The organism is Streptosporangium pseudovulgare (assembly GCF_014648055.1).
Classification (GTDB): domain Bacteria; phylum Actinomycetota; class Actinomycetes; order Streptosporangiales; family Streptosporangiaceae; genus Streptosporangium; species Streptosporangium pseudovulgare.
Genome location: NZ_BMQJ01000027.1, coordinates 1 through 14,078 on the forward strand (window position 1 = coordinate 1; position 14,078 = coordinate 14,078).

The 14,078-nt window shown below is 75.3% G+C and carries 8 protein-coding genes; 3 read left to right on the forward strand and 5 right to left on the reverse strand.

The genetic code is table 11. From position 1 onward, the window contains the following. A partial coding sequence (locus tag IEZ10_RS34525; RefSeq protein ID WP_268246409.1) for an FGGY-family carbohydrate kinase occupies positions 1 to 264 on the forward strand: 264 nt, incomplete at its 5' end. A gap of 260 nt (positions 265 to 524) precedes the next feature. After that, a complete protein-coding gene (locus IEZ10_RS34530) occupies positions 525 to 821 on the forward strand; it encodes a hypothetical protein (RefSeq protein ID WP_189250718.1) in 297 nt (98 codons plus the stop codon). Positions 822 to 927: 106 nt separating this feature from the next. Here IEZ10_RS34530 and IEZ10_RS34535 read toward each other — a convergent pair whose 3' ends face one another. The 5 genes from IEZ10_RS34535 to IEZ10_RS34555 form a co-directional block, all read right to left on the reverse strand. Beyond that, positions 928 to 2,289, reverse strand: a complete 1,362-nt coding sequence (locus tag IEZ10_RS34535; RefSeq protein WP_189250719.1) for a cytochrome P450 — start codon at positions 2,287 to 2,289, stop codon at positions 928 to 930. After that, a complete protein-coding gene (locus IEZ10_RS34540; protein ID WP_189250720.1) occupies positions 2,286 to 3,764 on the reverse strand; it encodes an acyl-CoA reductase in 1,479 nt (492 codons plus the stop codon). Before IEZ10_RS34540 ends, IEZ10_RS34535 begins: the two co-directional genes overlap by 4 nt. Next, on the reverse strand, positions 3,764 to 5,158 hold the full coding sequence (locus tag IEZ10_RS34545; RefSeq protein ID WP_189250721.1) for a phenylacetate--CoA ligase family protein: 1,395 nt from the start codon (positions 5,156 to 5,158) through the stop codon (positions 3,764 to 3,766). Before IEZ10_RS34545 ends, IEZ10_RS34540 begins: the two co-directional genes overlap by 1 nt. Next, positions 5,155 to 11,121, reverse strand: coding sequence for a type I polyketide synthase (locus tag IEZ10_RS40155; RefSeq protein WP_189250722.1), 5,967 nt, complete (start codon positions 11,119 to 11,121; stop codon positions 5,155 to 5,157). The genes IEZ10_RS34545 and IEZ10_RS40155 overlap by 4 nt, the downstream gene beginning before the upstream one ends. Positions 11,122 to 11,246: 125 nt before the next feature. After that, positions 11,247 to 11,819, reverse strand: coding sequence for an EF-hand domain-containing protein (locus IEZ10_RS34555; RefSeq protein WP_189250723.1), 573 nt, complete (start codon positions 11,817 to 11,819; stop codon positions 11,247 to 11,249). Positions 11,820 to 12,412: 593 nt separating this feature from the next. On the opposite strand from IEZ10_RS34555, the gene IEZ10_RS34560 reads away from it, so the two are divergent. Next, complete coding sequence (locus IEZ10_RS34560; RefSeq protein WP_189250724.1) at positions 12,413 to 14,038, forward strand: serine/threonine protein kinase; 1,626 nt, start codon at positions 12,413 to 12,415, stop codon at positions 14,036 to 14,038. The last annotated feature ends 40 nt before the right edge of the window (positions 14,039 to 14,078 follow it).

The following is a 14,078-nucleotide window of genomic DNA, read 5'->3' on the forward strand; positions in this document are numbered from 1 at the left end:
GCCAACGACCTGTGCATGCAGATCCAGGCCGACGTGCTCGGCGTGCCCGTCTCCAAGCCGGTCGTCGCCGAGACCACCGCCCTGGGCGCCGCCTACGCCGCCGGGCTCGCCGTCGGCTTCTGGAAGTCCACCGAGGAGCTGCGGCAGAACTGGAACGAGGACCGGCGCTGGGAGCCGCGGTGGTCCGACGAGCAGCGGGCCGAGGGCTACGCCGGCTGGAAGAAGGCGGTGAACCGCACCCTCGACTGGGTGGACGTGTCCTGACGCGTCCCCCGGCGGCCACCGGAACGCCGGCCGGCTTCTCCGGTGGCCGCGTCATCTCCCGGACCTTCCGGGACCCTCCCGCAGCCTTCTCAAACCTCCCAGATCATCCCAAAACTTAAAACCATCGGAATCCTCTCGGACTCTCCCTGACCCTCCCGGGCCGGACGTATGGAACCGCGCGGGGCGGGCACGGAGCCCGTGACGGGACCCCGCCGCGGGAGGGCGGGGCGCCGAGGGACGAGCGGGGAGGAAAGGGCACGATGGCGGCACGCGGTGACCCCTCGGTCGCGGCGTCGGACGAGTGGGTGGACGAGAACGGGGTCCGGATGCCCGCCGGTGACGCGCACGCCTGGTGGCAGGGGACGAACCAGACGCTGTGCGGGCTGGCGCTGAGCCGGTCGCGGCTGCGTCGCTTCGCCCACGTGCCGTGGCCGGACGCGTTCCCTGAGACGGGCGGCGCGGCCGAGGAGATCCGCCGGGTCTGCCCGAAGTGCCGGGCCGCGAGCGGGCACGGCCGCTCCGGCAGGAGCTGGACCAGGACCGACCCGCGCCCCTGACCCGGGCGCGGACGTCGTCGGGCCGGCCGCACCGGGGGCATCGGGGAACCGGGGGACCGGAGCCGGGACCCGTTCCCGTCTCCCCGGAACGCCCGGACAGGCCGGCTCAGGGTGTCCGGGCCGTGCGGAACCGTACCGGCAGCCGGTCCAGGCAGATGTGCCGGCCGTTCTCGTAGTAGCGGCGGGTCCCGCCCGCGAGCTCGTAGTCCGGGTGGCGGGCGAGCTCGCGCAGGACGGCGAGGAACTCCACGCGGGCCAGGTGGGCGCCGAGGCAGAAGTGGATGCCGTGGCCGAAGGTCAGGTGCCGGTTCGGCGTCCGGTCCAGCCGGAACTCCTCCGGCTCGGGGAAGGCCCGCGGGTCGCGGTTGGCCGCGCCGGTCAGCAGGACGACCCGCGACCCGCGCGGGATGACGACCCCGCCGACCTCGACGTCCCTCGTGGTCAGCCGGGTGCCGTGGTCGACCGGTGTCCACAGCCGCAGCGCCTCCTCCACCGCCGCGGGCATCAGGTGCGGCTCGGCGCGCAGCCGGTCCTGCAGGCCGGGGTGCGCCGCCAGGTGCCGCAGCAGGTGCGCCAGGGTGTTCATGGAGGTCTCGTGGCCGGCGATGGCGTAGGCGACCAGCATGACGTGCAGCTCGGCGTCGGTGACCGGGCGGCCGTCGATCTCCTCGCGGACCAGGACGGACAGGTGGTCGCCGCCGGACCGGGCGCGGGCCCGGCGGATCTCCGACTGGAACAGCTCGGCGAACGCCGGCCAGAAGCCGCCCGCGTCGCCGTCCCTGGGCATCCGCGCCCACGTGTTGCTGGTCAGGTCGCGGATGCGGTCGCGCGCGTCCTCCGAGAAGCCGACGGCGAGCGACACCACCGCCAGCGGCAGCGGTACGGCGAGCTCGCGCACCAGGTCCCCGCCGCCCCGCGCGACGACGGGCCGTACGGTGCGGGCGACCAGGACGGCGATCTCCGGCGCCAGCCGCCGGGCCTCGGGCAGCAGCAGCGGGGGCTTCATCAGGGCGCGGAAACGGGTGTGCTCCGGCGGGTCGTACTCCAGGGGCGCGAACGGCGGGGTGCCCTCGGCGCGCGGGAAGAAGACCCCGGAGGCCGAGCTGAACGTGTCGTGGTCCCGGAGCGCGGCGCGGACGTCGTCGTAGCGGGACAGGATCCACATTCCGCCGTGGGCGCGGGAGTACGCGACCGGCGTCGTCTCCCGGATCTCACGGTGGACCAGGCACGCCAGGTCGGGCGTGAGCTCGGGGTCGTGGTGGTCGAAGTCGGCGGCCAGCCGTTCGACGGCCCGCCGGTCGTCGTCCACCGGCCCGCCGCTCTTCGGAGTCCCGTCCGCCGCGTCCCCGATCGCCGGGCCGCCGCTCTTCGGAGTCCCGTCCGCCGCGTCCCCGGTCACCGGGCCGCCGCTCCCCGGCCCGTTCACCGGGCCGTTTCCCGCCGCCTGGACGCCGCGCGTGCCCGTCATGACCGTCCCCAGGGCTCCGCCCGCCGGTCCAGGTGACCGAGGGGGTGGACGTCGCCGGGGGAGCAGCTCTCGTCGACGATCCACTTGACCATGCGGCGGACCGGCTCCATGGCGTCCTGGGGCACGTCCGGCCGGAAGCGGGTGGCGTAGCCGAGCGAGACCAGGCGCTGCACGCCGTACAGCGGGAGAAGGTCGCGCAGCCGCCGCTTGAGCGACTCGGGGTAGACGCCGACCGTCTGGGTGTAGGCGTTCATGGCCTTCAGCGCGTCCCGCGGCGAGGCCACCGGAACGACGTTGGCCACCCGGCCCGACAGGGCGGTGTGGAAGTCGACCGGCTCGGCCACCCGGGAGACGACCACCGCCCCCTCGTCGTCGTGGCCGCCGATGACGCGGTACCAGTCGGGGCTGGTCCGCAGCGCCCGCAGCGACGCCCGCAGCTCCGGGTCGAACCACCGCGCCGGGGTGCTCACCGCGGCGGGCAGCCGCAGGATCTCCCGGTGGAGCAGTTCCCCCCAGCGCTCGGCGCGTTCCAGGCCCGCGGCGTCGAGGCCGGTGACGACGTGGACGACGCGGGCGTTGAAGCAGCCGAGCTGGTTCAGCGCGCCGACGTCCACGGCGGCCAGCCGGGCCGTCTCGGCCATGCTCGCCTCGTCGGCGAACGCCTCCGCGCCGACGATCGTGGCGCTGAGCTTCGGGTCGAGGGTGACCAGCTCCACGCCCGGCTGGATGTAGCGGGTGACGTGCCGGACGGACGCGAGCCCGCCCCACGCCACGATCTTGTCGATGTTGCCCGGCTGGTAGAGGCGGTCCTCGACGGCGGCGTTGCCGCCCTTCCAGTAGGCGACGGCCAGGTGCCGGGTGAGCGGGTGGCCGGGCGCCGTCTCCGCCATCGTCCGGGCGACGGCCACCGCGGTGAGCGGGTCGTTGGCCGGGGTCTTGATCACGGCGTCGCCGCGCACGAGGGCGTTCCGGATGATCGTGATGGCCGCGATGATCGGGCTGTTGCCCGCGATGACGTGCACGGCGCGGGCCCCGACGGCCCGCACCGCCGCGGTCCCGCCGCCGGGCGAGGCCACCTCCTGCCAGCCGTCCAGGAACCGGGCTCCCACCGTCCCCTCGGCGACCGCGCGGACGGCCTCGGGCGTGAACAGCGACGGGAGCTGCTCGTAGCAGGCCGCCAGGACCTCCGGCGTCATGTCGGACCACGCCGCCGAGTGCTCCAGCGCCTCCCGCAGGAAGCCGTTCACCGAGAGGCGGAGCCGCGGCCCCAACTCGGCGAGGTAGTCCACGACGTCGGAGGTGGTGATCTCGGCCAGGTCGCGCATGCGCAGCGGGTCGGTCAGCGGCAGCCGGTCCAGCAGGGCCACCGGGTCGGGCGCGCGGAACGCGCACGCCTCGCCGGTCCCGCCGAAGGCGACGGGGTCGTCCCAGACCGTCTCGCCCCGGACGAACGCCGGGATCGTCGGCGCGCCCATCAGAGCAGCGCCCCGTTGAGGAAGTCCAGCGCGTCGTTGAGCGCCTCCGGGGTCGCCGCGCAGGTGATCTTGTCGTCCCCCCGCCGGTCGCTGTAGCGGCCGATGTCCATGGACAGGTGGGGGGTGGTGCGCCCGCAGCCGCACGGCGACCAGTCGACGGTGACCTCGTCGCCGGAGACGAAACCGCCCCAGCAGACGTCGGCGAGCAGGTCGAAGAACGCGGCCCGGCCGGTCCGCGTCCCCTCGCGGGGCAGCGGGGCCCCGGTGTCGGGGTCCAGGACGTACAGGACCACCCACGGCTCGATGTGGTAGCGGCCGCGCGGGCAGATCAGGTTGAGCGCGATGACCTCCGCCATCGCGTAGCAGTACCGCAGGGCCGGCACCCCGGCGAACCGCTCGACGTCCCCCGCCCAGTCGGCGGGCAGGGCCGTGCCCTTCGCGCCGCCGCCCGGGAAGATCACCGAGTCCGGGGCGAAGAGCCCCTCGATGCCACGGACGAGACCGGCCGCGGCCATCTCGTGGTAGGTGGCCCAGAGGCTGAGCGAGACGACCCGCCGCCCGGCGAGACGCTCGGCCAGCTCCTCGACGTACCGGCCCATCCCGGCCGCGGCGGCCCGCTGCGCCTCCTCGAACTCCGCGCGGCGCTCCCGGAGCGTCGCCGGGATCTCCATGCGGCCGGCCTCACCCCGGGCGGCCGCGGCCCGCAGCCGGGCGGCGAGGAACATCACGTCGGCGCTGAGCGGCCCCGGATGGGCGCTGTGGAACCGGTCCGGCGAGCCCGCGATCCGCTCCGCCATGGCGGCGGCGTGCCGGTCGATGCCGCTGCGGCCGGTGCGGAACCCGGGCCAGACGACGTCGAGCCGCTCCCCGCTCCGCTCCGGGCCGGGGAGGACCTCCAGCCGCACGATGTCGTAGAGCCTGGTGTACTGCTCGCGCGTGTGCGGGATGAACGACATCGTGCCCGAGGTGCCGGAGGAGTGGGCCAGACGCAGCTCGGTCCGGCCGTCCAGCAGGTCGAGCCACCCGTCGATGGAGTCGCACCCCGAGACGTCGAGGCCGGACAGGTCGACGGTGACGAGCCGCGACAGCCAGGTCGTCAGCCGGTCGAACCTGCCCTCCAGCAGCAGCGACGCCGGGTACGACTTGTAGATCGTGTGCGGGAACAGCAGCGGGGCCGCGTCGTCGAGCCGGGTGATCCCGTCGATGCCCTGCTCGTCGGCCATCGCGCGGAGCACCGGCAGCCGGTCGCGCAGCTCGGTGAAGCGCAGCCGCAGCGCCGCGAGCTGGAGGGCGGCGAGGTCGTGCGGGGGCATGGTGTGCATGGCGTGGCGCGAGCCGCCGAAGAACTCCATCGGGTCGTCCGCGAAGAGGCGGACATCGGGTCCGGTGATCATGTTGCGCTCCTAGGGAGGGAAGAGTCGGCCGCGCGCAGTTCGGCCAGGTAGTCGGCGATGTCGGAGATCGCGGGCCGGTTCCACAGCAGCGTGGCCGGCAGGGTGAGCCCCAGCCGTTCCTGGAGCCTGGACCGCAGCAGCGTCGCCAGGAGGGAGTCGACGCCCAGCTCGGCGAGCGGCCGGTGCGGGTCCAGCGCGCCGGGCTCGGCGCGCAGGGTCTCGGCGGCGGCCCGGCCCGTCTCCGCCAGCAGGAACGCGCGCAGCTCGGGACCGTCGAGGTCCCTCCAGGAGAGCTCGGCTCCGGTCCCGGCACCGGAACCGTCCGCCGCCGCGCCCGCGGGGCCGGTCGCGTCGGACGCGGCGGCGTCGGGGATCGCCGCCAGGACGCGGGGACGGCCGGCGCGTGCCCCGCCGGGCAGGACGCGCAGCACCGCCAGGTTGCCCGCCGCGCGCGGGCCGGCGCGGTCCCACGCCCGCAGCGCCTCCCCGGCCGTGATGCCCGCGGTCCCCCGGACGCGCAGCTCGGCGTCGGTGACCGCGGACGACACGGACATGCCGAGCCCGTGCCAGCTCGTCCACGCCACGGAGACGGTGTCGCGGGCGCCCCGGCACCGCCGGTGCCGGGCGAGGCCGTCGAGGAAGGCGTTCGCCGCCGCGTACGCGCCCTGCCCCGGCAGCCGCAGCAGCTGTCCGGCGGAGGAGAACAGCACCAGGAAGTCCAGGCTGCCGGGCGGGTAGAGGTCGTGCAGGGTCAGCGCCCCGGCGACCTTCGGCCGCATGGCCGCCCGGATCGCCGGGCCGTCGAGGTCCCGCAGCAGCCGGTCGTCGACGACCCCGGCGGCGTGCACGACCCCCCGTACGGCCGGCATGCCGAGCGCGTCGGGCGCGAGGAGGTCGGCCATCCAGTCGTGGTCGGCGACGTCGGCGGCGATCGTCCGGACCGTCACCCCCGTCGCCTCCAGCGAGCGGATCATCGCGACGGCGAGGTGGCCGTCGCCGTCCCACCGCCCGCGCGGCGGCAGGGGGGTGCGGCCGACGAGCACCAGCCGCCGGGCGCCCCGCTCGGCCAGCCGCCGGGCCACCCGCAGCCCGAGCGCCCCCGTCCCGCCGGTGACGACGTAGGTGGCGTCCGCCCGGCACCGGACGCCGGAGGCCGCGCCGGCCGGGGCGGCCGGGGCGGCGGGGACGAGCCGCGTGGTGGTGGCCGTACCGCGGTCGACGCCGATGACGTCCTCGTCCCACCGGCCGCCCAGCAGCCGGGCGAGGGTCGCGACGTCGTCCCTCCTGGGCTCCGCGGGCAGGTCGGCGAGACCGCCCCAGAGGTCGGGGTGCTCGCCCGCGACCACCCTGCCCAGGCCCCACAGGGACGTCTGCGCCAGCGCCGCCTCGTCCCGCGCCTCGCGCGCACCGCGGGTGACGCACCACAGGCGCGGACCCCCGACGGGCGCCGTCGCGGCCAGCAGCCGCACCGCCCCGGTGAGGAGCAGCGCGTGGCGCGCCGCCGCCTCGGCCGGATCGAGACCGCACGACGCCGACCGGCCGGGACCGTACGGCGACGCGACCGGACCGGAACCGTACGACCACGCGGCCGGATCGAGGCCGTACGGCGACGCGGACGGTGACAGGGACGGCGCGAGGACCACCGCGTCGGCGGCGGAGAGCCGCCCGGCCCGCCGTACGAGATCGTCCGGATCGGCCGCGATCTCCAGGGACGACCCGGCGCCGGACAGGCAGGCGTCCAGCGCCTCGCGGAGGGCGGGGTCGGCGCCGGCCAGGAGCACGGTGCGCGGCAGTCCCCGGTCGGTGACCTCCAGGGGATGCCAGGCCACCTCGTGGACGAGGCCCGCCGGGTCGCCCGCGCCGCCCGCGTCCTCCGCGTCGCCGTGGGGACCGGGGCGCGGGCCCGCGTCCGGCTCGCCGAACCGCAGCCCGAGCAGCCGGGCGACGGGGACGCCCCGCCCGTCGATGATCTCGACGTCGACGACGGCACCGGTACCGGCACCGGTGCCGTCACCGGACCCGGTGACCGCGCCGACGACGGCCGCGGCGCCGGCATCGGCGGCGGACGCGGCGTCGACGCCGTGACCGGGCGCGAGATCCGTACCGGTCGGCCGCACCTCGATCACCGCGTGGGACGGCGGCTCGCCGATCAGGACCGCGTGGCCCACGTGGGCCGGCATCCGCAGGCGCGCCGGGCCGGGAAGGGTCACCGAGGCGACGGAGAAGGCGGCGTCCAGGACGCCGGCCCAGGTGGGGGAGTACGGGGTCTCTCCGGGAGCGGTGGTGACCGTCGCGGTGCGTGCGTCACCGGTCCGTCGTGGCTCCTCGGGAACGACGGTGACCGTCGCGGTGAGCGTGCCGCCGGTCCGGCGCAGCTCCTCGATCCGCCAGGGGAGGCCCATCGACGCCACCCCGACCGAGGCGAGCCGGTCGACCACGAAACCCGGGTCGAGCGGCTCCCCGGCCCCGGCCGGCCCCTCCGGTGCGGGATCGGCGGCCGGGGCCGGCCGCTCGCGGGTGGTGACATCGGGAAGGCCGCCGAAGGCCGCGACACGCGGACGCCCGGGACGCCCGCCGTCTCCGGCGCGCGCCTCCCGGCGGCCGGGTGGAGACGATGGTCCGGGGACCTCGTCGCCCGGGGGGACGACGACCGCCGTCGTGTGGGTGAGCCACTCGTCGGCCGCCTCCCCTCGCCCGCCCGGCTCGTCCACGCCGAAGCGGGAACCGCCCATGCCAGGCGGAAACCCGTTCATACCGGGACGGAGCCCGTCCGTGCCGGCGGGTGGTCCGGCGGGGTCGCGGAGCAGCCGGGAGGACAGCCGCAGCGTCCCGTCCTGGCAGACCACCTGGACCTCCCGGGGAACGGCGGGGGACAGGGGCACCCGCAGCGACACCCCGGCCAGCGCCGGCGTCCCGCCGAAGACCTCTCCGGCCGCCGCGAACAGCGTGTTCAGCAGCACGGCCGCCGGCACCACCTCGGTCCCCCGCACGGGGTGCTCCCCGGGGTAGGGGCGGTTGCCGTGCCGGAGCCGGGTGCGCCACAGGTACGCCGGGGAGGCGCCGTGCACCGTCTCCCGGCCGCCCAGCAGCGTGTGACGGTCCGGGTCGTGGCCGGGGCCCCCGGCCGCCGCGGGCGGGTGGCCCACCCAGTGCGACCGGTGCCGCCAGGCGTATCTCGGCAGGTCCACCAGGTCGTCGCCGGGGCAGAGGGCCGGCCAGTCGACGGGCACGCCACCGCCGTGCAGGACGGCCAGGCCGCCGAGGAGCGCGCGCCGTCCGGGCCGGCCGCGCCGCAGGCTGTGCGTGACGACGGCGCCCGTCACCCCGGCCGCGGCGAGGACCTCCCCGATCGAGTGGCTCACGACCGGGTGCGCTGAGACCTCCAGAAAGGCCCGGTGGCCGTCCTCCGCGGCGGCGCCCACCGCCGCGGCGAAGCGGACGGGGTCGCGGAGGTTGCGCGCCCAGTACGCCGCGTCACGCTCGGCCGGGTCCCTCGGATCGGCCAGGGCGGTCGTGTAGAGGGGGACCCGGGCCGGGCCCGCCGGAAGGTCCTTGACCGCGGCGGCGAGGTCGGCGCGCAGGGGGTCCATGTGACGGCTGTGGAAGGCCACGTCGGAGGCGACCTCGCGGACGGCGATCCCCCGGGCGCGCCAGCGGCGGGCCGCCCGTCCCACCGCCTCCCGGTCACCGGCCACGACGGTGGAGTACGGCGAGGCCCACACCGCCGCGCACAGCTCCCCGTCCCCGGCTCCGCCCTCGTCCCCGGCTCCGCCCCCGTCCCCGGCTCCCTCCCCGTCATCGGCTCCGTCTCCGGCGAGCAGGGCGGCCGTCTCCTCGGGGGACAGGCCGACCATCACCATCGCCCCGGCCCCCGCGACCCGGCGCAACAACCGGGAGCGGCGGCAGGCCAGGCGCGCGCCGTCGGACTCGGTCAGGACCCCGGCGGCCACCGCGGCCGCGATCTCGCCGACGGAGTGCCCGATGACGGCGCCGGGCCGCACGCCGTACGACCGCCAGACGGCGGCCAGCCCGGCCTGCAGCGCGTAGGTCAGCGCCTGGACCCGGTCCGTCCCGCCCAGGTCGGCGGCGCGCAGCGCGTCGGCGGGGGAGAGGCCGAGCTCCTCGCGGTACACCGGCTCCAGGCGGTCCAGCGTGGCGGCGAACGCCGGCTCGTCGGCGAGCAGGTCCGCGCCCATGCCCGCCCACTGCGCCCCGTGCCCGGAGAACACCCACACCGGGTCGTGCCGTGCCGGCCCGGCGTCCGCGTGCGGGCCGGATCGTACGTACTCCGGTGCGGCCTGGCCGGTCACGCGGGCGGGCCGTCCGGGTTCCGGCGCGGCGTGGCCGGTCACGGCGGCCGGGTCGCCCGCCGCCAGGGAGCGCAGCCGCTCGACCAGCTCGGCCCGTCCGGCCGCGACGACGACGGCGCGGCGGGCCAGGTGGGTACGGCGGCGGGCGAGGGTGGAGGCCACCGCGGCGAGCGGCGGGTCCTCGCGCTCCGACAGCCGGTCGGCCAGCCGGGCGGCGTTGGCCCGCAGGGCCTCGTCGGTGGCGCCGGACAGCGGGTACGGCCGGACCACCGTGTCGTCCGTGCCATCCGCGTCGTCCGTGCCATCCGCGTCGTCCGCGTCGTCCGCGCCGTCCGCGGGGTCCGGGGCGGGGACGGGCGGGGCCTCCTGGAGGACGAGGTGGGCGATCGTGCCGCCGTACCCGAAGCCCGAGACCCCCGCCCGCCGGGGACGCCCGGTGTCCGGCCACCCGGTCGTCTCGGTGACCAGCCGCAGGCCGGAGCTCTCCCAGGGGATCGCCGGGGTGGGCCCGGCGGTGGTCGGCGTCGGCGGGATGAGCCCGTGTCCCAGGCACAGCACGGTCTTGATCAACCCCGCGACGCCCGATGCCGCCTCCAGGTGGCCGATGTTGGGTTTGAGCGAGCCGATGAGGCAGGGGCGGCCGGCGGGGCGTCCGGCGCCCAGCACCGCCGCCAGGGCGCCGGCCTCCACCGGGTCGCCCACGCGGGTCCCGGTGCCGTGGGCCTCGACGTAGCCGACGCCTGCCGGGTCGACGCCCGCCGCCCGGTACGCCCGGCGCAGCAGGTGCTCCTGGGCCTCGCGGCTGGGGGCCATGATGCCCGGGGTCCTGCCGTCCTGCAGCACCGCGCTCCCGGTGATCAGTGCGAGCACCCGGTCGCGGTCGGCGACGGCGTCGCGCAGGAGCTTGAGAACGACGACGCCGCAGCCTTCGCCGCGCCCGTAACCCGTCGCCGCGGCGTCGAAGGCCCGCGACCGCCCGTCCGGGGAGATCGCGCCGGCGGCGTCGAGCACCACGCTCAGCTCGGGGCCGGCCATCAGCATCACGCCGCCGGCCAGCGCCAGCGGGATCTCGCCGAGCCGGAGGCTCTGGCACGCCTGGTGGATCGCTACCAGCGAGGCCGAGCAGGCGGTGTCCACGGCAACGCTGGGGCCGCGCAGGTCGAGGGCGTGGGAGACGCGGTTGGCCACCCCGCACGGGGCGGCGCCGATGCCGGTCCACGCCTCGATCCGGGGAAGGTCGGAGAGCAGCCGCCGGCCGTAGTCGTCGGCGCTGACGCCGGTGAAGACGCCCGTGTCGGAGCCGGCGAGGGAATGCGGCGGGATGCCGGCGTGCTCCAGGGCCTCCCAGGCGACCTCAAGCGTCATCCGCTGCTGCGGGTCCATCAGCCGGGCCTCGCGCGGGGATATCCCGAAGAACTCCGCGTCGAACCCGGCGATGTCGGGAATGAAGGAGCCGCGGGCCGTGGTCGCCCGCAGAACGGCGGAGTTTTCCGGACTTATGCGGTAATAAGGGGACCAGCGGCCTTCCGGCACCGTTCCCGATGCGTCGCCGCGTTCGATGAGAAAACGCCACAGCGAATCGGGGGTGTCTATGCCGGATGCGAAACGGCACGCCATTCCGATGACCGCGATCGGCTCACATCGGCTTTCCATTGGTTCTCCAAGCTCGCGTTCGCTCGTTGGCGGGATCCGGCGGACACGCGAGAGCGGTCCCCGGCGCGGGCGCGCCGCGCCGGGGACCCGTCCCGGTCCGGTCAGAGCTTCACGCGCGGGCCGTTCTAGGCCTCGTCGCCCCAGATGTCACCGAAGAGCCAGTTGCCGGCGGCCTGGGGGTCGGGGCTGGTGTAGTACTCCTGCCACGCGGCCAGCAGCTCCTCCACCGAGAGCGTGCCGCTCTTGTTCGTGTCGAGCCTGTCGAAGGCGATCCTGCTGTTGGCCGGCGACGTGCCGAAGGCCCGCTGGAAGGCCGCGAACTCGTTGGGGCCGACCGTCCCGTCGTCATCCCGGTCGCAGATGCTCCACAGAGCCTCGGCCAGGGGGCGGAACCCCTCGTCGAACGCCTTGGAGTCACCGGCGAACGCGCCGATCATCCCGGTGCGCCACTCCAGGGGAGTGACCTTGCCGTCCTGGTTGGTGTCCATGCGGGCGGAGACGTGCTTCCAGAAGTTCTCGAAGCCGTCCAGCAGCGCCTGCGCCTTGGGGGAGTTGAAGGGCTCGCCCAGGTAGGCGATGATCCGCGCGGCCAGGGCCAGGGCGTCGGCCGGTTCGAGGATGCCGTCGCCGTTCTGGTCGCCGTGCCCGAAGCAGATGTCGATCTTGCGGTTGAGGAGCTGGTTGCCGTTCAGTTCCATCGGTCTCTCCTTCTTTTCTGGGCACCCCCTGCCCCAGGTGATTGCTCTGACATTCTTGTGCGGCCCGGGCGTCATTTCTTCATCCGCACGGGAGGGGAATTCTGGCCGTTCGGCCATGGAAAATGGGCGCGGAGGAGTATTGCGGAACGGCGGCGGATATGTCGCTCGGGGACGTTCCCAATTACTTTTCTGACCTATTTCGTATATAGCATTTAAGGTGCTTAGGGTGAATAGGGTCAATAAGGTATATGTCGCCCGACAGATCGCCGTAGCGGCCCGCCCGCGCCACGGAGAGCCGCCCGCGCCGTGACAGCCCGCTCGTGCCATGCCCGGCCGTCGTGCCGACCCGCCGTGCCGACCTGTCGTGCCGACCTGTCGTGCTGACCCGCCGTACCGGGCCACCGGGATGGTGATCATCGGGCCCATCGGAGCCGTGCTGGACATCGCGCCTCGGATGTATCCGTCAAAGACCGTTATGGCCGTCGAACACCGCCATGGCGGGTGAAGCCCGCCTCAGTGGAAAGACTGATTTCTCCCACCACGGGATTTACGATTCGTACGTTCGCCGGTCGACGGAAAGGTGTCGGAGGCAGATGTCGGATCTCCACCCCCTGGAACCGGGTGATCCCACAATGCTCGGCCCCTACCGCGTCGTCGGAAGGATCGGCGAAGGCGGGCAGGGCGCCGTCTACCTCGCGGAACTCGCGGAACTCGCGGACACGGGTCCCGGTCTCCGCGTGGCGGTCAAGCTCTACCACGCCCGGATCGGCGGGGAACCCGCCGCGCACGACGACCTCATGCGCGAGGCGGAGATCGCCAAGCGGGTCGCCCGGTTCTGCACGGCGCAGGTCCTGGACTTCGGCCTGTACGGCATGCGCCCCTACCTCGTCAGTGAGTACGTCCCGGGCCCCTCGCTGCAGCGCGTGGTCACCACCGAGGGACCGCGCTCGGGCGGCGCCCTCGAACGCCTCGCCGTCGGCACGGCCACCGCGCTGGTCGCCCTGCACGACGCGGGCGTCGTCCACCGGGATCTCAAGCCGCAGAACGTGCTCCTCGGCCCGGACGGCCCGCGGGTCATCGACTTCGGCATCGCCCGATCCCTCGCCGCGACCGGCACGGTGACCAGCGGGATCGTGGGCACGCCCGCCTACATGGCGCCCGAGCAGCTCAACGCGGACGAGCCCGGCCTCCCCCTGGACGTGTTCGCCTGGGCCTCCACCATGGTCTTCGCCGCCACGGGCCGCCCGCCGTTCGGCAACGACTCCATCCCCGCGATCATCAACCGGATCCTGAACGAGGAACCCGTCCTGGACGGGATCGAGCCGCCCCTGCTCGATCTGATCCGCGAATGCCTCATCAAGGACCCGGCGCGGCGGCCGACGGCCCAGCAGATCCTCGGCCGTCTCGTGGGCGGAGGACACGGAGCGGCCGCCGGCGGCCATCCGCCCCCGGGTGGGCCGGCCCCGGTGCGACCGCCGGGCGGCGCGACCGCGTCCGGCGGGACGGCGGGCACGCGGCCTCCGGCCACGCCGGGAAGGCGCCGCGTGCCGCTGATGACCGCCGTCGCCGTCGCCGCGATGGCCGTCGCCGGGACCGCGGGCGTCATGCTGCTGCCCGGCGGAGACCCGACGGGGACGGACGCCGGCGTGTCCCGGACCTCGCAGGCCAGGGCCGCGGGGATCACGCCGGAGGCGCCCACCGGCCTCGATACGACCTCTCCCGCCGGGAAGCCCCACCTCACGGCGACCCCCGCGGCCGCTACCCCGGAGACCTCCCCGCCGACCGCGCCGACCTCGCCGTCCCCGGCGACGCGCGGTCCCCGGCCCCGGGTGAGCGGGCATCCCACGGCCACCCGCACGCCGGACGACCGGGTCCGGCCGCGGCCACCCGAGACCACCACCGCCCTCCCCTCCCCGCCGAGATCACCGAAGCCGCCGAAGCCGTCGAACACGTCGAAGCCGTCGCCGTCCCGGTCGCCCCAGGCCCGGGTCGCGGAACTCGGCCCCGGCCACTTCACGCAGTACTGCGTCACGCTGGGCTGGGAATGGGTGGAGTACCGGGAGACTCCCCGCCCGGGCGCCTACTGCGTCAAACGGAAGGGCGAGACCATGTACCTGGCCGGTGGCCGCCTCGACGACGGCTGCCGGTGGCGGTACCGGGAGCCGCGCGCGTTCCACCGGTTCAAGAACAAGTCCAACTACTGCTACATCCTCAGGTGAGATCCCGGGCGACCGGATGGGGGAACCGGCCGTGCCCGGT

Coding starts and splice junctions, on each gene's coding strand:
- IEZ10_RS40155 (WP_189250722.1), bottom strand. CDS start 11,121: ATGGAAAGCCGATGTGAGCCGATCGCGGTCATCGGAATGGCGTGCCGT.
- IEZ10_RS34555 (WP_189250723.1), bottom strand. CDS start 11,819: ATGGAACTGAACGGCAACCAGCTCCTCAACCGCAAGATCGACATCTGC.
- IEZ10_RS34545 (WP_189250721.1), bottom strand. CDS start 5,158: ATGATCACCGGACCCGATGTCCGCCTCTTCGCGGACGACCCGATGGAG.
- IEZ10_RS34540 (WP_189250720.1), bottom strand. CDS start 3,764: ATGGGCGCGCCGACGATCCCGGCGTTCGTCCGGGGCGAGACGGTCTGG.
- IEZ10_RS34560 (WP_189250724.1), top strand. CDS start 12,413: ATGTCGGATCTCCACCCCCTGGAACCGGGTGATCCCACAATGCTCGGC.
- IEZ10_RS34530 (WP_189250718.1), top strand. CDS start 525: ATGGCGGCACGCGGTGACCCCTCGGTCGCGGCGTCGGACGAGTGGGTG.
- IEZ10_RS34535 (WP_189250719.1), bottom strand. CDS start 2,289: ATGACGGGCACGCGCGGCGTCCAGGCGGCGGGAAACGGCCCGGTGAAC.